16 protein-coding genes and 5 pseudogenes are annotated in these 20371 nt (G+C 59.3%); 15 read left to right on the top strand and 6 right to left on the bottom strand.

Annotated features, from left to right (window positions below; genetic code table 11):
• Positions 1-14 precede the first annotated feature (14 nt).
• From FHX16_RS28910 to FHX16_RS28870, 9 genes and pseudogenes are all read left to right on the top strand, one after another.
• Positions 15-1193: an LLM class flavin-dependent oxidoreductase gene (locus FHX16_RS28910; RefSeq protein WP_259131722.1), complete on the top strand. Its 1179-nt coding sequence runs from the start codon at positions 15-17 to the stop codon at positions 1191-1193.
• Between the two features lie 11 nt (positions 1194-1204).
• A complete protein-coding gene (locus FHX16_RS28905; RefSeq protein ID WP_259131720.1) occupies positions 1205-2242 on the top strand; it encodes an ABC transporter substrate-binding protein in 1038 nt (345 codons plus the stop codon).
• 20 nt (positions 2243-2262) lie between these two features.
• The gene (locus FHX16_RS28900; protein WP_259131718.1) at positions 2263-3417 is read left to right on the top strand and encodes an acyl-CoA dehydrogenase family protein; all 1155 of its coding nucleotides are present in this window, start codon (positions 2263-2265) and stop codon (positions 3415-3417) included.
• A gap of 51 nt (positions 3418-3468) precedes the next feature.
• Positions 3469-4539: an LLM class flavin-dependent oxidoreductase gene (locus FHX16_RS28895; RefSeq protein ID WP_183758422.1), complete on the top strand. Its 1071-nt coding sequence runs from the start codon at positions 3469-3471 to the stop codon at positions 4537-4539.
• Positions 4540-4886: 347 nt separating this feature from the next.
• A complete protein-coding gene (locus FHX16_RS28890) occupies positions 4887-5006 on the top strand; it encodes an ABC transporter (RefSeq protein WP_183758420.1) in 120 nt (39 codons plus the stop codon).
• A gap of 147 nt (positions 5007-5153) precedes the next feature.
• Positions 5154-5756: a hypothetical protein gene (locus tag FHX16_RS28885; RefSeq protein WP_183758419.1), complete on the top strand. Its 603-nt coding sequence runs from the start codon at positions 5154-5156 to the stop codon at positions 5754-5756.
• Between the two features lie 43 nt (positions 5757-5799).
• Positions 5800-6024: pseudogene (locus FHX16_RS28880) on the top strand (glycosyl transferase); the annotation flags it as partial.
• Positions 6025-6736: 712 nt separating this feature from the next.
• Positions 6737-7022, top strand: a pseudogene (locus tag FHX16_RS28875) (helix-turn-helix domain-containing protein); the annotation flags it as partial.
• Between the two features lie 58 nt (positions 7023-7080).
• Positions 7081-8289, top strand: coding sequence for an MFS transporter (locus tag FHX16_RS28870; RefSeq protein WP_183864706.1), 1209 nt, complete (start codon positions 7081-7083; stop codon positions 8287-8289).
• A 485-nt stretch (positions 8290-8774) separates the two neighbouring features.
• Here FHX16_RS28870 and zwf read toward each other — a convergent pair whose 3' ends face one another.
• The 5 genes from zwf to FHX16_RS28845 all read right to left on the bottom strand — a co-directional run bounded on the left by zwf (position 8775) and on the right by FHX16_RS28845 (position 13591).
• On the bottom strand, positions 8775-10244 hold the full coding sequence (gene zwf / locus FHX16_RS28865) for a glucose-6-phosphate dehydrogenase (protein ID WP_183758415.1): 1470 nt from the start codon (positions 10242-10244) through the stop codon (positions 8775-8777).
• A gap of 335 nt (positions 10245-10579) precedes the next feature.
• Complete coding sequence (locus FHX16_RS28860) at positions 10580-11371, bottom strand: amino acid ABC transporter ATP-binding protein (protein ID WP_183758413.1); 792 nt, start codon at positions 11369-11371, stop codon at positions 10580-10582.
• The gene (locus FHX16_RS28855) at positions 11368-12036 is read right to left on the bottom strand and encodes an amino acid ABC transporter permease (protein WP_183758411.1); all 669 of its coding nucleotides are present in this window, start codon (positions 12034-12036) and stop codon (positions 11368-11370) included. The genes FHX16_RS28860 and FHX16_RS28855 overlap by 4 nt, the downstream gene beginning before the upstream one ends.
• Positions 12033-12674: an amino acid ABC transporter permease gene (locus FHX16_RS28850; RefSeq protein ID WP_183758409.1), complete on the bottom strand. Its 642-nt coding sequence runs from the start codon at positions 12672-12674 to the stop codon at positions 12033-12035. Before FHX16_RS28850 ends, FHX16_RS28855 begins: the two co-directional genes overlap by 4 nt.
• Positions 12675-12763: 89 nt before the next feature.
• Positions 12764-13591, bottom strand: coding sequence for a transporter substrate-binding domain-containing protein (locus FHX16_RS28845; protein WP_183864705.1), 828 nt, complete (start codon positions 13589-13591; stop codon positions 12764-12766).
• 224 nt (positions 13592-13815) lie between these two features.
• Here FHX16_RS28845 and FHX16_RS28840 point away from each other — a divergent pair, with 224 nt between their 5' ends.
• From FHX16_RS28840 to FHX16_RS28820, 5 genes and pseudogenes are all read left to right on the top strand, one after another.
• The gene (locus FHX16_RS28840) at positions 13816-14550 is read left to right on the top strand and encodes a UTRA domain-containing protein (RefSeq protein ID WP_183864728.1); all 735 of its coding nucleotides are present in this window, start codon (positions 13816-13818) and stop codon (positions 14548-14550) included.
• Positions 14551-14556: 6 nt separating this feature from the next.
• Positions 14557-14652, top strand: a pseudogene (locus tag FHX16_RS28835) (LysR family transcriptional regulator); the annotation flags it as partial.
• A 91-nt stretch (positions 14653-14743) separates the two neighbouring features.
• Positions 14744-15769 (top strand): annotated as a pseudogene (locus tag FHX16_RS28830) (IS110 family transposase).
• Between the two features lie 421 nt (positions 15770-16190).
• Positions 16191-16331 (top strand): annotated as a pseudogene (locus tag FHX16_RS28825) (LysR family transcriptional regulator); the annotation flags it as partial.
• A gap of 93 nt (positions 16332-16424) precedes the next feature.
• Positions 16425-17777, top strand: coding sequence for an LLM class flavin-dependent oxidoreductase (locus FHX16_RS28820; RefSeq protein ID WP_259131711.1), 1353 nt, complete (start codon positions 16425-16427; stop codon positions 17775-17777).
• Between the two features lie 57 nt (positions 17778-17834).
• On the opposite strand, the gene speB (FHX16_RS28815) is transcribed toward FHX16_RS28820, so the two are convergent.
• Positions 17835-18806 carry an agmatinase gene (speB, locus tag FHX16_RS28815; RefSeq protein ID WP_183758403.1) on the bottom strand — a complete coding sequence of 324 codons (972 nt, stop codon included), beginning with the start codon at positions 18804-18806 and terminating at the stop codon, positions 17835-17837.
• 206 nt (positions 18807-19012) lie between these two features.
• Between speB (FHX16_RS28815) and speB (FHX16_RS28810) the strand changes: the two genes are divergently transcribed.
• Entirely contained in the window at positions 19013-20059 is a 1047-nt protein-coding gene (gene speB, locus FHX16_RS28810; protein ID WP_183758401.1) for an agmatinase, read from the top strand.
• The last annotated feature ends 312 nt before the right edge of the window (positions 20060-20371 follow it).

Genomic DNA, 20371 nt, shown 5'->3' with positions numbered 1-20371 from the left:
ACGGGAGAACAACCATGTCCATTCAACATCGTCCCGGCTCGATCGTCGGCTTGCCGAATTTTTCCGCCCCGACCGATTTTCCGGAAAGCCCGCTCTCGCAGGCACTCAAGCAGCCGGTTCTGCTCGGTCTCTTCCTGCCGATCCAGGCGGGCGGCTGGACGCAATCGACACTGGAACGATCGACCGACTGGCGCTTCGACTACAACAAGGCGCTGACACTGAAGGCCGAGGAACTCGGCTTCGATCTCGTCTTCGCGCTATCACAATGGCTGCCGAAGGGCGGCTATGGCGGCGTCTTCGACGGCCAGGCGCTGGACAGCTTCGTCTCGACGGCAGCACTTGCCGGCCTCACCAGGAAGATCATGCTGATCTCGACCATGCATGTGCTCTATGGCCCATGGCATCCCCTGCATCTGGCGAAATTCGGCGCGACGCTCGACCACATCACTGGCGGGCGCTGGGGTATCAACGTCGTCACCGGCCACCGGGCGGTCGAGCACGAGATGTTCGGCTGGCCGCGCATCGAGCACGACAAGCGCTACGAACTGGCGGCCGAATTCCTCGAGGTCGTCCAGCGCCTTTGGAGCGACAGCGAGAACTTCTCCTTCGAGGGCGAAAGCAGCTGGAAGCTCGGCGGCGGCTTCGTCACGCCGAAGCCCAACTTCGGCCGCCCGATCCTCGTCAACGCCACCGGTTCGGACGCCGGCATTGCTTTTGCCGGCCGCTATTCGGATATCGTCTTCATCACCAGCCCGACGGGTGCGGACATCGACAGCGCACTGGAATCGCTGCCGGCGCATACGAAGCGGGTGAAGGATTCGGCAATCAGCGTCGGGCGTACAGTGCGTACATTGTTGAACCCGATGGTGATCTGCCGGCCGACGGAGAAGGAGGCCTGGGAGCTCGCCGACCGCATCGTCGCCCATGCTGACCAGCGTTCGCCACAAGGCTTCCAGTCACTGAACTCGGATGCCCAGGCCTGGAAGGGTCGCGACCCGCAGGATCCCTACCGCGCCATCGGCGGCAACATCCGCGTCATCGGCTCGCCCGAGCAGGTGGTCGATCAGTTCGTCAAGCTGAAGGAGGCCGGCGTCGATGGTCTGCAACTCAGCTTCTTCGACTTCCGTGACGATCTAGAATTCTTCGGCACCGACGTCCTGCCCCTGATGAAGCAAGCCGGCCTGCGCCACTGAGGAGAAGCACCATGACAAGTAATGCCATTTCCGAAATCTGGTACACCCGCTGTCCGGTGCCGACGCCCGTCGGCCTTGCGGCACAGCTCGGCTATCTCGAGGAAAACTTCCGCAAGGACGGCGTGACCCTGAAATCGATCATCGATTCACCCGACCGCAATATCCGCCAGAGCCATTTCAACCACACGCTCGACTGGTCGTTCCGTCACGGCGGCAACGTTCCACCAATCCGGGCACGCTCGGAGGGGCGCAAGACGCGCCTCATCGGCATCACCTGGACCGACGAGTTCCAGGCGATCATCACCCTACCGGAAACCGGCATAAAGACCACGAAGGATCTGAAAGGGCGCCGCTTCGGCATCGCCCGCCGACCGGAAGGCATCGTCGATTTCATGCGCGCCACCGCATTGAAGGGGCTGCTTTCGGCGCTGTCGCTGGAAGGCCTGGCGCTCGACGAAGTCGAGATCATCGACATCGCGCTGTCAGACTCGGTGCTCTCAACGCAGGAAGGCCCGTCCCTCTTCGGTCTGAAGCGTCGGCAGGCCTATGGCGAGGAGGTCGCGGCTCTCATTCGCGGTGACATCGACGCCATCTATGTGAAGGGTACGGCCGGTATCAATGTCGCCAACCTCATCGGTGCCGTTGAGGTGGCAGAGTTCGGCTTTCATCCCGATCCGAAGATCCGCATCAATTCTGGCTCGCCGCGCGTCCTGACGGTGGACGAACTGCTAGCCGACGAGCGGCCGGATCTCGTCAGCCGCCTGCTGGAATCGATCTTCAAGGCTAGCGCATGGGCCGAAGCGCATCCCGAGGAAACGAGGCGCTTCGTCGCCCGCGAGGCGGGCGCCACGGAAGAACAGGTTCTCGCCGCCAATGGTCCTGACATCCATAAGCACCTGGGCCTTGGGCTGCAGCCCGAACTGGTGGACGCGATCGGCCACTACAAGGATTTCCTGCGCGATTTCGGTTTCCTCGCCGCCGACTTCGACATTGCCGATTGGGTGGATCGCCGCCACATCGACGCCTTCTTCAGGCGCGCCGTGGCCTGAACAGGGAGACCAATGCCACCATGCTTCAGGAAAACATCGACCCGGTCGACAAGGCACGGCGTCTCGCCGTCGATTTCGCCGAACGTGCCGCTCACCATGACGCAACGGGGGAATTCCCGTTCGAGAACTTCACGCGTCTCTTCGAAGCCGGCCTGCTTGGTCTGGTAACCGCTCCCGAGCATGGCGGGCACGGCGGCGGGCTTGCGGAGGCGCAAGCCGTGATCAGCGAAATCGCGCGCGGCGAACCCTCGACCGCGCTCGTGCTTGCCATGCACTACAACAGCCACTACGTCCTGCGCCGCTTCGCAAAGTGGCCGGCCCACCTTTCGGAGCGGGTACTCACAGCCAACCGCTCGGGTCCCGCCCTGATCAATGCCGCCCAGGCGGAGCCGCGTATCGGCTCGCCCGCCCACGGCGCACTGCCGGAAACCATCGCGCGCCGCGATGGCGACGTCTGGCGCATCAGCGGCCACAAGAGCTACGTGACCGGCATCCCGGTGCTCAAATGGGTCGCGCTGCTGGCGCTGACCGACGAGGACGAACCGCGCCTGGCGTCCTTCCTCGTTCCCACGGACAGCCCCGGCCTGCGTATCGAAAAGGCATGGAACGCCGCCGGCATGCATGCAACCGCTAGCGACGACATCATCCTCGACAATGTCGCCGTTCCACTCGAAGACATCATCGAAGCCCAGCCGGCTTCCGAGCCGCTGCGCCGCGAGGAACATGCAACTGCCTTCTTCTTCTCGCTGATATCAGCAGTTTACCACGGCGTTGCGCTTTCGGCGCGCGACCGCGTGCTAACCTTCGCCGCCCACCATTCACCGGCAAGCCTGGGCGCTCCGCTCTCGACCGTTCCCCGCATTCAGGATGGCCTTGGAGAAATCGAAGTCCGGCTCGCCACCAATGCCCGCTTGCTCCGCTCTCTCGGCGAAGACGTCGATGCCGGCAGGGCTGTGGGAATGGATGGCATGCATGTCCGCCATGTGGTCATCGACAACGCGGTCGCGATCACCAGCCTCGCGCTTGAGCTTGCCGGCAATCCCGGCCTCAATCGCGACTTCCAGCTGGAGCGCCACCATCGCGATGCCATCACGGCGCGCTCCCATGCCCCGCAGAGCCACATGATCCGCACCATCGCCGCCCGTAATGCGCTCGCTCGCCTCGCATCACGATAGCGGGGACGTGGCCACGAGTTCACGGGTCGGATTCACAAATGCAGGCTAACCATGAGCAAAGACAGCGAATTCCTTTGGTACATCCCTAATGACACGAGGCCGGGACACCGTGGCGATACCGTCGTTGACAATCACAACAGCCTTTCCACGCTGACGGAGCACGCCCGAGCACTTGAACAGCACGGATGGAAGGGCGCGCTCATCGGAACCGGCTGGGGCAGACCAGATACCTTCACCGTTGCCGCAGCACTTGCGGCGAGCACGACGACGTTCGAGCCGCTGATAGCGATCCGCCCCGGCTACTGGCGACCGGCGAACTTCGCCTCCGCCGCCGCAACGCTCGACCATCTCACCGGCGGCCGCGTGCGCGTCAATATCGTCTCAGGTCTCGACAATCTCGCCGCTTATGGCGACCAGGAGGGAGATCAGTCAGAACGCTACGCCCGCACCAAGGAATTCATGCGGCTGGTCCGCAGGCTCTGGACCGAGGAGAACGTCAGCTATGACGGCGAGCACTTCGGCGTCGCCGAATCGACCGTCGTGCCACGCATCGAGCCTCGCGGAAATCGTCGCCACCCGAAGCTCTATTTCGGCGGAGCCTCCGAGGCGGCCGAAAGGGTCGCTGCCACCGAGGCGGATGTCCAGCTGTTCTGGGGCGAGCCGCTCGACGGTGTTCGCGAGCGCATCGCCCGCCTGAAGGCGCTGAGCCGCGAACTCGACCGGGATCTGCCGCCGCTTGAATTCGGGCTACGGATCACGACACTGGTGCGCGACACGACCGAGCAGGCGTGGACCGACGCCGAGGCCAAGGTTGCGGAGATGGCGAACAGTAATGGCGCCGGCTGGAGCGATCACCGCAGGGCAGTCGCGGTCGGCCAGCAGCGGCTGTTCGACCTGCATCGGTCAGGCGACGTCCTCGACGACAACCTCTATACGGCGCCCGGCAAATATGGCGGCGGCGGCGCCGGCACGACCTGGCTGGTCGGCTCGGCAGCTGACGTCGCCAAGTCGTTGCGCAAATACCAGGATCTCGGCATTAGCCATTTCGTGCTCTCCGACACGCCTTACCTCACGGAGATCAGACGGCAGGGAAATCAGTTGCTGCCGCTTCTGCGCGGCTGAAGCGTAAGTGACGATCAAACTCGCGGTGGTATTTGCGACGGCTGGAGACAAGACCCTAACACGCCGCGGGCCTGTCTTGGACGCTCTCTTTCGAAGACGTAGCGGTACCCACGAACCGTGATGGTCGGCCATGCGGTTTCGCGTGATTAAGTGCGCACGACATCGTCATTCTCCGTCGTCGCCCACCTGGGCGCTCGGGCACTCGTCATCGATGGCGTACGCGATTTTGGTAACTGCTAATGTAGGAAGGCTACAAACTGTGTCTTTCTGCGCCTAGCCAAAGCCCGGTTAGTCACTAAGCTCTGATTCGTTGCCTTCAATAACCTGACCCAATGAGGGACGTCTTGATGAGCAGAATTCTAGTGATTGCCATTGCAGTGCTTGCCGTTGCCAATCTGAGTGCCTGCGCGGATATCGGTAAAGGAAAAGGTAAGGCCCCGCCGCCAGCAGAGGCTGTTTACAAGTAAGTTGGCCTTCAAATTCGGGAAAGGCCAATGTGGCCTTTCCCCTTTCAACCGCCAGGCTTAATCCCCGTTTACACATCCACGGCGTGCAAGAGTGGCTCATCGCTGTATCAGGCCCGCGGGACAGGGCCAGCAAATGGAGCGTATTTGATGCACCTTGGAAAAGGCCGTCTGTCGCTTGTGGTTCTGATGGCATGCGCACTGGCGTCCTGCCAAACCAAAGACAAGCCACAACAACCGCGTTTCACGTCGACCAGCAGGAATTCGCCAGCAACGACCACGCCAGCCAAGGAAATCGCAGCGAACCAGTATTACATCGAATTTCGATCGCGCTTTGCGCTTAGCTACGGCCACACCTATGTGGTCTTTGGCAAGCTGGACGAGAACGGAGACCCGATCAATCCGGAGGTCGCCGGTCTTGCCCCGGCTTCTCATGATCCGAGCGACTACGTGCTTGGCCATTTCGTGCCGGTACCGGCCACAACTGGGTGGACAGACGGCGATCTCGAAGAACAATACCGCTCCGCAAGCTGGCGAGTGCTCTTGACCCAGCAGGAATATAACGACGCCGTGGCCTTCATCCGAAAGCAGCAGGCCTCGTCCAAGACCTGGGAAGCGACTTTCAATAACTGCAACGCCTGGACTGGAGAAATTGCCCGCCACATGGGCTACAAAATACCCGGCATCTGGCTGAGACCCCAGCAGTTCATCACTGACCTCCGCGAGATGAACACCGCTTCAAGCGCGTCGTAAGACCGAATGTGGGGGAGTGGGAATTTGCGCGAAGCGAACCACGCTGGCCCGGGTCGGGCATCCGGTACCGCGACATGCTGCGTCCGCGCTGATGAGCTTTCGCCTTGGTGAAGATAAGTTGCTATTTCACACGGACGACTACGACCACTTCTTGTTGTCTAATGGTCATGCACAGGCGATCACCCGGGACCTCTTGCGCTTCGCGCGCGATCTCGTGCCCCGTGTCGTGCATTTCCGTCATGTTCTCGGTATTGGTTTCGAAGCGCTCTAGGCCCTTAGAGAGGCATTTCCCCACGCGCGGCGCCCGCGACTCGCGGCTATAGAGAGAGGTAGAAAGAAAGTGGGCCGAATAGTCGAACCCCAAATGCCCGGCAAAGTCTGCGCCAACTTAAAGGGAGAAGGGAAGCCGATTTGGGGAATTGAGGCTGAAGCTTCCCTTCTTGTCCTGCCGCAGATCAGCGATCGGGACGAACAAGAGGTTACCTCATTAAGCTATCAAAACCAGTCGGACCAAAGTCCCAATATCATAGGTCCAAAGTCCTATCAGGCCGCGACCTGTTGGTTACTCACCAACGAGGCGCCCGGATATTGCGGGGGTCCGTCCGCAAGTATCCGGGCTACACCCCATCCTACGGGAAGGAGGATGATTTGAGCATAAGGAACGTTTCGTGACCTTGCATCATTCGAAGGTCCCCCGATGGAATGGACTTAGGTCGCACTCGGTCGCGGAGGCCCTCAGACCAAGGTCGATCTCTGACAAGGCAGCAGAATGCTTCCCCTATCAATGGCCTAGCAAAATCTTGTTCCCTCGCAGCGGAAGGCGATACTTGACCGCCTTGCTGCAACCGAACAACATGAGAACGTGAATAGCTTTTAGGACTGCAGTACCCGCGTAGCACAATGCACCGAGAATCGTGATCCCCACTCCCATAATCCACGTTTTCTCAGCAGCAACTTCAGAGACCTTGATCCCACTGGCCACTATCGAAAGCCTCACCGGCGTGGCAGGGCAAACGCGCTCGATCTTTGCCGAGCACTTCAGCGCTATCTTGGGAGAAGGAGCGGCACATTATCTCGCCGGGTTACGTATGCAGCTTCCCCGCGAGTGGTTGGGCAAGGCGGGATGTCGGTTGCCGAGGTTGCGTCCCGGTCAGACCATGAGTCCGAGGCATCCTTCGTTCCGCCTTCAAACGTATCACTAAAGTCCCACCCGGCGTTGCGCACCGCACAAATTCCGGACGAACGAGCATGAATTTCGGATTTTAGGATACAGATAATCCTGAGAAGGTCGTCTATGACATCTCCTAACTAAGGAGATACATGTATGACGGACACAACATCGCAGCTTGATGGGGCAGCAATTGGCGTCGATTTCCCCGAGCCATCCACGTGGAACGCGGCGACCTGGGCTGCCGTTCTTTCGATGGCGGCCACTAGCTTTGCACTCGTATCGGCCGAGTTCCTGCCGGCCGGCCTGTTGACGCCGATGGCGCACGATCTCGGGATTACCGAGGGGACAGCCGGACAGGTCGTCACCGCTACCGCTTCTGTCGGTGCTGTCACCGCCCTGTTAAGCAATGTTCTCATCGGCAGATTGAACCGCAAGACGGTGCTGGTCGGTCTCAGTGCATTGGCGATCGGATCCAATATCCTTGCAGCGTTAGCGACCGACTTTTGGCTATTGTTGTTGGGCCGTGCCGGGTTGGGCGTAGCGCTTAGCGGTTTCTGGGCGCTTTCAGTTGCCGTCGTGGCGAGGCTGGTTGGCCCCAATGCGACGGGCCGGGGCATGGCTATCGTCACTCTCGGCGTCTCGCTCGCCACAATCGCTGCACCATCGCTAGGTGCTTTGATCAGCGACTGGCTGGGATGGCGCAGCGCCATGGCCATGACAGCGGGGCTTGCCGCGCTTGCAATGCTGCTGCAGGTACTTACTTTGCCAACATTGCCTGCAAGTACGAGCAACAGTCTCGCCGATGTTTTCCGGCTGACACGGCGGCGTGGCATTCAACTGGGAATGCTTGCTATCCTCTTGCTGATGACCGGCCATTTTGCCGGCTCGGTTTACATGCGCCCCTTCCTTGAACAAGTGACGCTCCTTGAAACCCGATCGATCGCCCTGGCACTGCTAGGATTCGGCGTCGCCTCCGTGATCGGCAATGTCGCCGGTGGCCGAATGGCAGACGCCAGTATCGGCCTGGCCCTTGCTGTCACGGCAGCGCTGATGGCGTTTGCTGCATGCGCTTTGGTGTTGTGGGGCGCTCATATCAGTGTTGCGTACACCCTTGTTGCGCTTTGGGGCTTCGCCTTCGGCATGGCGCCGGTAGTTCTACCGACCAACCTTTCCCGCGGGGCACCCGACGCTTTGGAGGCGGCCGGGAGCCTGATGGTCGTCTCGTTTCAGGTCGCCATCAGCATCGGCGCGGTTTTCGGCGGCTACATTGTCGACCACTACGGTGCTATTGGGCCCTTGACCCTTACCGCTGTCCTAGCTGCATCGACGGTGGCCCTGGCGATGGTTCAGCCTCGCAGCTGATCTTTGCGTCTGGGTTGGGATGCAAAAGCAATCGGACTGAAGATGCTGTGTCACCACCCTGTGCATCGATAGGCGCTGGGTGGGCGTTGCAGGCCGGTCCGAGTGGCGTTCTGGATATGGGCGCCGCCGGCGATCATCCTCGGCCCAGGCGGTATAGCTGGGCCGAATCGAACATGAGAGCCGAGGTAAGACCGGCCGTCTGTAAGGCTCCCATTGGTCGTGTCGTCGAAGTTTGCGAGGCCGGTTGTGGGGCAGCAGGAATGAAAGAGTATTGGATGCTTGTCCTTGAACTCGGGTTCAAGCGGTCCCGGAAGGGTAGGCTCAAGTTTGGCCTCCGCTGTGGTCCCGGCGAGCTACGATCGCGAGCGAAGATGAAGTCTTCGCGCCAAGCGACATTGCGATGAGGTTACGGGCGGATTGGTTGAGGGCTGACTGAGACTTGTCAATTCGGCGTTTCGCATTGCTATTGATAGCGGCTAGGCGCATCAGTCGACCTTTGACGAATCCCGCCAGGCCCGCTCGAAAGGCAGCCGCCAGGCATGCGGTGCGATAAGCTGGTGGATCGATTTCGGCCCCCAGCCGCCCTGATCGTAAAGGCGCACCGGCGGCGGATTGTCCAGTAGCGGCTGCGAGACCTCCCAGAGCCGTTCGATACCCTCGGCGGTATTAAACAACGTGTGGTCGCCGCGCATAGCGTCGAGGATCAGGCGCTCGTATGCCTCCAGAACTTCGCCGATCAGGCCTGTTTCACTCATGGCGAATTGCAGGGAGAGCTTGTCGAGCCGGAAACCAGGTCCGGGTCGCTTGCCGTAGAAGGAAAGAGAGACCTTAGAGGCGTCGGCGAGGTCGAAGGTGAGGTGATCCGGCCCCTGCGCGCCGACGCCGGAACCTGCGGGGAACATCGATTTCGGGGGCTCGCGGAAGGCAATCGAGATGATGCGCTGCCCTTCAGCCAGACGCTTGCCAGTACGCAAAAAGAACGGCACCCCGGCCCAGCGCCAATTGTCGATTGCGCATTTGAGAGCGATGAACGTATCGGTGTCGCTCTCGGGATCGACCCCCGGCTCGTTGCGATAGCCAATATATTGGCCGCGCACCACGTCGCGCGGCTCGATCGGCAGCATGGAGCGGAATACCTTGTTCTTCTCCTCGGAGATCGGCGCAGGTTCGAGGGCTGTAGGCGGCTCCATCGCCATGAAGGCTAGAATCTGAAAGAGGTGGGTCACCACCATGTCGCGATAGGCGCCAGTGGTCTCGTAGAATGCCGCGCGGGTGGAAAGACCTAACGTCTCCGGCACATCGATCTGCACATGGTCGATGAAATTGCGGTTCCAGATCGGCTCGAACAGGCCGTTGGCAAAGCGGAACGCCAGGATGTTTTGCGCCGGCTCCTTTCCGAGGAAGTGGTCAATACGGAAGATCTGCTTCTCGTCGAACACCTCGTGCAGCTTGGTGTTTAGTTCCACAGCGCTGGCAAGGTCCGTTCCGAACGGCTTTTCCATGATGATACGGGAACGCTCCACCAGCCCAGCCTCGGCGAGAAGCTGCACGGCCGGGAGCGCTGCTTTCGGCGGCACCGACAGGTAATGCACGCGCCGCGTTTCCGGCCCCATTGCCTCCTCGGCCCTATTTACCGCTTCCCTCAGCGCACCGGCACCAGCGCCGATCGGTGCGTAATCAAGTGATGCTGCGAAAGTCTCCCATTCGGCCTGTGTAAACTTGCGGGTCAAGAACTTATCCAGCGACTCGCGGGCAATGGTTCGAAATCCATCGACATCGATATCGTCAAGCGACACGCCGACGATCCGGCAGCCCGGGATGAAGCCAGCTTTGATAAGGTGGAACAACCCCGGCAGCAATTTACGCCGGGAGAGATCACCCGTCGCACCGACGAGCACGACAACTTGCGGATAGCCGGGGCCGACCCGTGTGGAATTCTTGCGCAAAATATCCATCCCAGTATCTTCAATTGCACCCAGCGCGTGGTACGAGACCGCGACGGCACCAACGCCTTGCTGTCGCGAAGCAGCTGGCCTCGTCCCGAAGCCATCACGGCAAATCCTCGTCCGATCTGAGGTTGGATAAGGACATGGATTTCAATGTCAATCAAGGGCCGAGTGCGGCCGCCCCGAGCCAGTATTCACCGCCTCGGCACAGGACGCCGATCTCGCGCAGAAGCTGTAAAACCCGATTTCGTCGTTTTCTTACCAGCCCACTTTTGGCCGTCGTCGATCTAGAACCTGTCACGGCATGAGGACCTCTCCCATGGCGGCGGATGGTACCGCTCTCCTCACAGCAACATGGACGCTCCACGATCGAGATAGGTGTCGAGGAACTGCTCAAGACGTGCATTTCTGGGCTTTCTGAAGACCTCTTGTGGAGGGCCCGTAAAGACGATTCTTCCATGGTCGAGGAATGCGATCTGTTGCCCGACGGTGGCCGCAAAGCCGATTTCGTGCGACACGACGACCATTGTCATGCCTTCGGCGGCGAGATCGCGCATGACGTTCAGCACTTCGCCGGTCAACTCTGGGTCCAGGGATGACGTCGGCTCGTCGAAAAGCATGATCTTCGGCTTGAGGGCGAGCGCCCGGGCGATCGCCACCCGCTGTTGCTGTCCACCGGAAAGCTGCGATGGATAGTGACCCGCCCGGCTTTCAAGCCCGACCTTCACAAGCTGCGCCATGGCGCGCTCCTCAGCATCCTTACGGCTCATCTTGTGAACGGTCTTCAGCGCCTCGCTCACGTTTCCTAGCGCTGTCATGTGTGGCCAGAGATTGAACTGCTGAAAGACCATGCCGATCTGAGCGCGAATTGCACGGTTGGCAGCAGGTGGAACGCGCTCCCGTATCCCCGTGGCACTTTCGGTGAAACCGAGAACCTCGCCATTGATTGTGATGGTTCCAGACGTTGCTTCTTCAAGAAAGGCCATGCAGCGAAGGAGCGTGCTCTTGCCAGAGCCTGAGGGGCCGATCAGGCAGGAGACCTGGCCGTGCGGGATCTGGAGGTCGACATTCTGGAGGACTGTCGTATCCCCAAACTTCTTGACGAGATTTTTGACTGCGATCGCGGGGAGGCTCATGCGTTGAAAAACCTGAATCTGGTGAGTTTCGTTTCTACGAGACGGCCAAGTCGACCGGTGATCTCAACGAGCACCCAATAGAAGAGTGCGAGCGCCGATAGAGCTTCGACGAAGGCATACTGCTGTGCGCCAATCGCACTCAGCGTCGCCGTCAGCTCTGGAACGGTGATAATCGAAAGAACGGCCGTTTCTTTCATCAGAAGGACTGCCATGTTTAACGACGGAGGCAGCACGAGCATGGTCATCTCGGGCAACAGGATGCGCCGGATGATCTGCCCCTGGGTTAAGCCCACGCACTGGCCCGCCTCGATATGACCTTTGGGAACGGCAAGGAAACCTGATCGAAAGATCTCGCTGTAGTAGGCGGCGCCGTAAATCGAGATGCCAATCAGACCCGCTGGCAGAGGATCGAGTGACAGGCCAATGAACGGACCGCCATAATAGACGAGGAAGATCTGGATAAGGAACGGGGTACCGCGCAGTACGGCAATGATCAGGCCAAGCGCCTTGTTGAGCATCGCGCCACCGAACTGCCGACCGACAGCGACGAAAAATCCGACGATTGTGGCAGCGATCGTCCCGACGATCCAGATCAGAATCGTGACGCCGGCGCCACTTGTGATCGCCGGCAACTGGTCAAGGATGACGTTAATGTCGAACGTCATCGCGGCACTCCCGGAAGAGAGCGCTCGATAAGATCACCAGCAAGCGCCACGATCCAGTTGATGACGAGATAAATAAGGCCCGCGGCCGCAAATATCTGCAGCGGCAGGAAGGTGCTGCCGGCGAGATCCTGCGCCATGCGGGTCAGTTCGATGACGCCAACGACGGAAACGAGCGACGACGCCTTGAGGATGAGGATTGCCTCGTTGACGAGCGCCGGAAAGGTCAGCCTCAGTGCGATAGGTGCCTTGATGCGCCGGAAGATCTGACCCGGCGTCAGTCCCACCATTTCAGCGGATTCCACGAGACCGATCGGGACGCTGGCGAATCCGCCGCGCATGTTTTCCGCCTGGTAGGCCGCCGTGCAAAGCGACAGACCTACGATCGCAGCAACGATGCTCGGCACGTTCAGTCCGATCGCAGGCAACATGTTGTAGATCAGCAGCAATTGCACAAGCAGCGGCACACCGCGGAAGAAGCTGATGAAGATTTGTGCAGGAACGACGAACAGGGCCTTCTTCGACAGCAGCATGCCGGAAAGAACGATCGCTATGGCGAAGCCAATCAAGATGGAGACGACGCTTATCAGCACTGTATAGATCGACGCGTAGAGAAGCAGTTCAAAGAGTTTGATGGACATGTCCGGCTTTTGCCCGCCTGGCTGTCATGAAGGCACGATGGCGTCGTTGATTGCGCGCTCGTGCGACGCAATCAACGATCGGCCCGCTATTAGAATGCTGGGTCTTTTACTGCATCGGGCGTATCGAACGTCGCACCAAACCACTTCTTCTGCAGCTCTGCCATACGACCATCAGCCTTGATCTTCAGCAGTGCCCCATCGATAGCGTCCATCAGCGTCGCATGATCAGCATCCTTGAGGCCAATGAAGCCGAAGTAGGACTTCTTACCAAAAGGCGGCAACACGACTTCAAACGTTCCCTCGCGCTGCTTGGCGACGAAGGCGATGTTCGGGAGCGAATTGGCGACACCGGCAATACGGCCGGCTGCGAGATCCGCATAGGATTCAGTGAAAGCCGGATATTCGCGAACATCCACCTTGGAAGACAGCGTTGCCGAGAATTCCTTCAGCTGATCGAGCTGCGAGGTGGCCTTTCCGACGCCAATCGTCTTACCGGCAATATCATCCGGCTTGCTGATGGTCGTGTCGCCTGCCTTCTTCAGAATCGCGATGGTCGCTTCGGCAATCGGCGGCGTGAAGCGGTAACGCTCCATGCGCTTTTTAGTGATCGTTGCGGGACCGGCCACGACGTCGAACTTGCCCGCTTCGAGGGCCGGGAAAACGCCATCCCAAGGAAGCGCGACCCACTCAATCTTGACACCCAGCTCCTTGCCGATCTCGGTAAAAAGATCAACGTTCAGGCCGGCATGTTCGCCGGCATCGATAAAATCAAACGGCGCAAAGGCGGTTTCAGTGCCGACCTTCAGCGTGCCGGCTGCCTTGACGGCAGCGAGCGTATCGGCGGCTTGCGCCGACAGGGTCGCCCCAACCAAAAAGGCAGCGCCGACGAGGCCCTTTAGCAGTGAACGTGCGATCATGATTGCTATCTCTCCAGTTTCCGCACCCCCAGGATGCGTTCGAGTTCCCGATTTCAGTTCCGTATGCGGACTTCTTTGATCCACTTTTGACTATACAAATAGATATGCGCTAGCCTAGAGTGTCAACGTCAAAGTCGACGAACGCAATTTTTATGCCGACCGGCGGCTTGTGGGCGCGAATTTGGCGTTTGCATCGTTTGCCGGCGGCGTGATGAGGTCGCGTGTTGGAGCCAATTTATCTTAGGATATTCAACGATATCGAGGCGAAGATCCTGGCTGGGGATTGGCGTCCGGGCCATCGGATCCCAAGAGAGCATGATCTTGTCGATGACTACGGCTGTTCGCGGATGACGGTGAGCAAAGCGCTGGCCGCGCTCGTCGACCGTGGACTTGTCGTCCGCAAGCGAAAAACAGGATCATTCGTCGCCTCGCCGCAGATCGACCGTACGGTCATGGATATCCAAGATATCGGGACCGAGGCGAGCTTGGCAGGCTATGAGCACCGCTACAAGATCCTAGCGCGAAGGATCGAGACCCTGGACTCGGTCGAGGCTGCACAGTTGGACAGCACATCGGGAGCCGAGGTTCTCAGAATCCAATGTCTGCATATCGTTGATGGGAAGCCCACGGCAGTCGAGCGTCGCATCATTCTGCTGGATACGGTGCCGCTCGCCAGAATCGAGAGTTTTGCTGCTGCGCCTCCGGCAGAATGGCTCCTCTCCCAAGTGCCATGGTCTAAGGCAAAGCATGTGATACGGGCGGTCCCGGCCGATGCTGCGACGGCGCGCATTCTTGAAATCGATCGCGGCGAACCCTGCTTGAACCTCATTCGTCAGACCTGGCAGAATGATCGCCTGGTGACGTACGTCGAAATCACGCATCCCGGCGATCGCTTTCAATTTGCCGGAATCTTTCATCCAGCCAAAAACCCTCGTCATGTCGACAGCCCCACTGGGTAGGGTACATTGAGCGAAAAACAGATATTCCGTGGAATTCCGCTAAAAGGTCTGCAAGCATTCGAAGCGGTCGGGCGCTGCGGGAGCGTGATGGGGGCTGCCGTGCCGTGTTGGGGTGGACGGCTCCCAACGGCATCGCAATGTGCCAGAATGAGTTCGTTGAAAGCTCAATCGAGGGAGACCGTCCGCGGAAAAGATTATCAGAATTGGCATTGATACGTCAAAGAGCGTTTTCCAATTGCATGGGGTGAATGCAGTCGAGCGACCAGTCCTTCGCAAGAAGCTTTCGCGTAGGGAGATGGTGTAATTCTTCGAGAAGGCACCACCGACCACCGTCGCACTCGAAGCTTGCGGTGGCTCTCATCATTGGGCGAGGTTGTTAGGTTCCTTCGGCCACGATGTAAAATTGATAGCGCCTCAACTGGCGAAGCCCTATGTCAAACGCGGCAAGAACGACGCGGCGGACGCGGAGGCTTTGTGTGAGGCGATGAGCCGACCCACCATGCGCTTCGTGCCGGTGAAGACCGCCGACCAGCAGGCGGCTTTGATGCTGGTCGGTTTGCGAGAGAGACTCATTCGTAATCGAACGCAGCCCGCCAATGCCATACGCGGGTTTGCCATGGAGTTCGGCATCGTCGCAGCCACCGGCATGTGCCGCATCGAACCGTTGCTGGAGCGGATCGCGGCCGACCAATCCCTGCCTGAATTGGCCCGCGAGCTTTTTGCCATGCATGGCGTTGAGTATCGAGACTTGCTTGCCGAAACGAAAGTCGTCGAGGAAAAACTGACCGCGTTGCATCGCTCCGATGAATGCAGCAGGCGCCTGGCCGAAATTCCGGGTGTTGGGCCGGTCGGCGCATCGCTTTTGATGATGAAGACCCCAGATCCCCGAACGTTCAAGTCGGGTCGCGATTTTGCCGCTTGGATAGGACTCACGCCCAAAGACCATTCGACCGCAGGCAAGGTCAGATTGGGGGTGATTACACGTGCTGGCGATGAAATGCTACGAAGCATATTGGTGGTCGGCGCGACCGCTCTTCTTCAGCACGTCAGAGCAGGTCGAAGCAAACATGCTTCCCGATGGCTCATCGAACTCCTCCAACGGAAAAAACCGAAGCTGGTTGCGGTCGCGCTGGCCAACAAGATTGCCCGTGTCGCCTGGAAGCTCATGGTAAGCGGCGAGACGTATCGGCGAACAGAGCGACAAACGCAGGCAATTTAGGAGATTGGCCATCACGGTGCGTGGGAAAAGATCGCGACCGTGTTGAGCTGATGCAGTGAACTTGCAAGAGATGAGCAGATGGTGCGATCGATCGATCCAAGACGCGTGACAATCCGTCAGTTCCAATGGCCAATCAAGGCCGTTGCCGTGTTAGGAACATGCGTTGCGGAAGCCATCTTGGCCAGTGGTCATGTGCGACCACACACAAAGGCCGCACATATGGAAGCAAGCGATCCGATCAAAAAATCTGCAAAAAATCACTTGCAAGTGGGAGCCGTCCACATATGGAACTGAACGTGCTCCGGGCGCCATCACCAGCAGATACGCAAAGTAGAGGGCTTTCTTGGCATCACCCTTGTGGAGCGGAGCGGACAGACAGTGGAGGTGACGCAGTGGGGCCGTCCCTATCACCGCGAGATATCTCAGGATGCCGTTGCTCGAGTGCTACTTCCTCGCGTGGGACTGTTGCGCACTGCAAAAGCCTTACGGTTCGGAGTTTCGCGATTGGCTTATTGCGATATCGCGGCGGCAGGCGCAAATCTCCGCACCTACGACCCTTTAAAAAACTAAAGCGGAAGTAGGCCTTGCGATATTGATGAAAAAGGTCGCGTAGAGTTACCTTGAGCAATCACAGATGAGCTCGCGGGAGAATGGCATGGCGCGTTCTGACAGGATGAAACTGGGCACCTTCGTCTACACGTTCGGCTTCCATCCGGCCTCATGGCTGCATCCGGCAAGCGATGTTCACGGCGCCAACGATTTCAGTCATCTGCTCGATGTCGCCAGACGGTCGGAAGCAGCAAAGCTCGATTTCATGTTCATGGCAGACTCGCCTGCCGCTGCTGTCGGCGACCCCGATGCTCTCTCGCGCATTCCGACGAAGATGAACCGTTTCGAGCCTTTGTCGCTGCTGTCCGCCCTGTCGGTGACAACAGAGAAGCTTGGCCTCGTCGCCACGGTATCAACCAGCTATTACGAGCCCTACAACGTCGCCCGACTGTTTGCCTCAATCGACCATCTGAGCCACGGGCGAGCGTGCTGGAATGTCGTCACTTCAGACCACGACGAGACGGGCTACAATTTCAACCGCGAGGGGCTTGACCCACATGCACTGCGTTATGAGCGTGGCAACGAGTTCGTGGACGTCGTCTTTGGTCTCTGGGACAGCTTCGAGGAAGGAGCGTTGCTGCTCGATCGCGAGAGCGGCGTCTACTACGACAAGACAAAGCACCACACGCTCAATCACAAGGGCAAGCACTTCCAGGTCCGCGGACCGCTGAACATCGCCCGATCGCCACAAGGCCGGCCGGTCATTGCGCAGGCCGGCGGCTCGGAAGCTGGCATGGACATGGCAGCGCGTACAGCCGAGATCGTCTTTAGCCTCGCCTCGAACATTGAGCGAAACCGTGCATTCTACGCAAACGTCAAGCAACGTATGCCGGCCTACGGACGCAATCCTGATGATCTAAAGATTATGCCGGGCGTTGTCCTGAATGTCGGCGAAACGGAAGCCGAGGCCCAGGCCAAGGTCAACTACCTCATCGACAAGATGCACCCCGAGGTCGGTCGCTTGATGCTTTCCGAGTTCCTGGAGGCCGACTTGCGCGGTGTCCCGTTTGACAGGCCGTTCCCGTTGGATCGATTGCCAACGGAACCCAAGGGATCGCGCGCGCTGTTCGAAGAGCTTACCGAATTCGTGAAGAGTGGCCGGACGGTTGGCGAGTTGGTGCGTCACTACGCTGAGAAGCATACCGGCAACAGCATTACTGGCACACCGGCACAGATTGCCGACTTCATGGAAGAGTGGTTCGAGACCCGTGCAGCGGATGGCTTCATTTTAATGTTCCCGACACTGCCGTCGAGCCTCGACGATTTCGTCAAGCTTGTGCTGCCGAAATTGCGGAGCCGCGGCCTCTTCCGCGAAGAATATGAGGGCAAAACGCTGCGGGAAAACCTCGGACTTTCCATGCCGGAAAACCGCTTTGCGAAGGCACGAGCCGCTCGCTAAGAGCAGACGACCGCTATCAGGCGAGGCCTTCATCCACCCTTGACGAAGGCCATGCGATCAGGCGCTTGCGCCGTTGCGCCGATCCGCGACCTGTCTGGCAATTACACAGAGAAGTTCGAACATCATCGTGGCGCCCGCAAGCGCCGTCATGCCGGCAAGGTCAAATGGCGGCGAGACTTCCACGACGTCGGCGCCCACGATCTGTACATCTGAAAGCAGACGGATCATTTGCTGCGCCTCGCGGGTCGTGAAGCCGCCTGCTTCCGGCGTTCCGGTTCCGGGTGCCATCGATGGATCAATGCTGTCGATGTCAAAGCTAACGTAGGTCGGCAGCCCCCCTGCAATATCTCGCGCCTCCCGCATCACGTCCTTCGCTCCGCGGTCAACAAACTCTTCCATATAGATGATCCGGATGCCCTGCTCTCTCGCCCAGTCGTGCTCGCCCGGATCGTAAATCGAGCCGCGAATTCCAATTTGGACGATCCGTTTCGGGTCGAGTAGGCCCTCTTCGATCGCTCGACGGAATGGCGTTCCGTGCGTGTAGGGATTATCACCAAAATAGCGATCGTTGGTATCTGAATGTGCGTCGAAATGAACCAGTCCGATCGGCCTATCTTTGACAATGGCGCGGAGTACGGGCAGAGTTGTCAAATGGTCGCCTCCGACCGACAGCGGAATGGCACCGGCAGCGACAATCGTATCCATTCCCTTTTTTATACGATCGAGGCCGTCGACAAGATCGATCGGGTTGACGGAAAGATCGCCGACGTCAGCAATATTCGCGATGCTGAATGGCTCGGTGCCCGAAACATGGTGTACACGCCGCATCAGGCTCGACTGATTGCGAACCTCCCGCGGCCCATGCCTAGCGCCCGCCCTATTCGTCGTTCCGCCGTCCCAGGGAATGCCGACAAGCGCGATATCAAGTCCAGTCGCCGTCTGCACGGCGGGCAGACGCATGAAAGTTGAATGCCCGGCAAAGCGCGGAACCTCGGCAGCGGAAACTGGTTGAAAGAAACTGCCGGTCATCGTCCAATCCTTTGCTCATGATGATGCCGCAATCTGCGAGCCCGCCGCTTCTCACGCAAGCCCAAATTCTTCCAATGCGCGATCAGGAATCCCGGCACGTCGAGATAGCGGATGTGGATTCAACCCCGACGACAGCAAAAGAAGTTGTCATCGGTCGCGACGCGCTTCAAACCTATGAAGCAGGACGCGCAAGAAGGGGACAAACGATGGTTGAGTTGAAAAAGCATCTCGAAGATCTGCGCCGGAAGTTTGCCGATAGTACCGAGTTCTTCGATCCGCGCTTTCTAAGGGTAGCGGATAAGATCTTCAAGGGCGGCACACGGGCGGCTCCTTATTCGGGGATCTCGACCTTCGCAACACTTCCCTACAGGGAGGTAGATTTCGCTGCCCCCGACTTTGGGGACCTGCAGGTGGTCGCGATCGGCATGCCGATGGACCTCGGGGTCACAAACCGCCCTGGCTCGCGATTCGGGCCCAGGGCCGTTCGCGCCGTCGAGCGTATCGGCCCTTATAATCACGTCCTGGAATGCGCCCCAGCTTACGACTTGCGCATCGCCGATATTGGCGACGTGCCATTCCAGAGCCGCTACCGGCTGGAACAATGCCATCAAGATATCGAGGCAATGATCGGCAAGGTCATCGCGTCAGGTGTCATTCCGGTTTCCGTCGGCGGCGACCATTCGATCACTCATCCGATCCTCAAGGCCGTCGGCGCTAGTGAACCAGTCGGCCTCATCCATATCGACGCCCATTGTGACACCGGGGGTCCGTTCGACCAAACGAAGTTCCACCATGGTGGCCCGATGCGCAACGCAGTGCTAGATGGCGTCCTCGATCCTACTAGAACTATTCAGATCGGCATCCGTGGGTCCGCCGAATACCTCTGGGAGTTCTCCTACGAGTCCGGCATGACTGTCATTCATGCCGAGAAAATCTCAGCGATGGGCATTCCGGCGATCGTGGAGAAAGCCCGCCAAGTCGTCGGTGACGGCCCTGCCTACCTCTCCTTCGATATCGATAGCCTCGACCCTGCCTTTGCCCCTGGCACAGGAACGCCCGAAATCGGTGGCCTCACCAGCCGCGAGGCCTTGGAGCTATTGCGCGGACTAAAGGGCCTGAATCTCGTTGGCGCCGATGTCGTGGAGGTAGCGCCGCAATACGACAGCACGACGAATACGGCGCACGCTGCCGCCCAGGTTCTTTTCGAGATTTTTAGTCTACTGGTATTCAGCCCAGCAGCATCATCGGGCTAGGTGCGTCGGCTTCAGGCTTCACTGACGGACGCCGGAGACCTTTCTCCAGCCCTCAACCCGTCACGGAAACACGGCCCGCACTCTTACTCTAAAGCCGCCATGCCACCGCCAGCACCCTCGAACCCAAAAGCCTCGTATCCAACGACATTGTAGCCCTCCGCGACGGAGCGACCGAAAGACAGCGCCGCCCTGGCTGCCGACCAGCGGAGGGGTACGGTGACCTTGCCCCCAAGTTTTATCCAGTTTTAAGTTCGCTCCGGCGGTTTTGGGTTGCTGTATTTGGGGCGGTAGCGGCGGGTTGCGGTGCGGAGC

Origin of the sequence: Rhizobium sp. BK661, from assembly GCF_024808825.1 — a bacterium.
Taxonomy (GTDB): domain Bacteria; phylum Pseudomonadota; class Alphaproteobacteria; order Rhizobiales; family Rhizobiaceae; genus Rhizobium.
The sequence above is the reverse complement of the archived record's forward strand: the minus strand, read 5'-3'. Positions and strand labels throughout refer to the sequence as shown.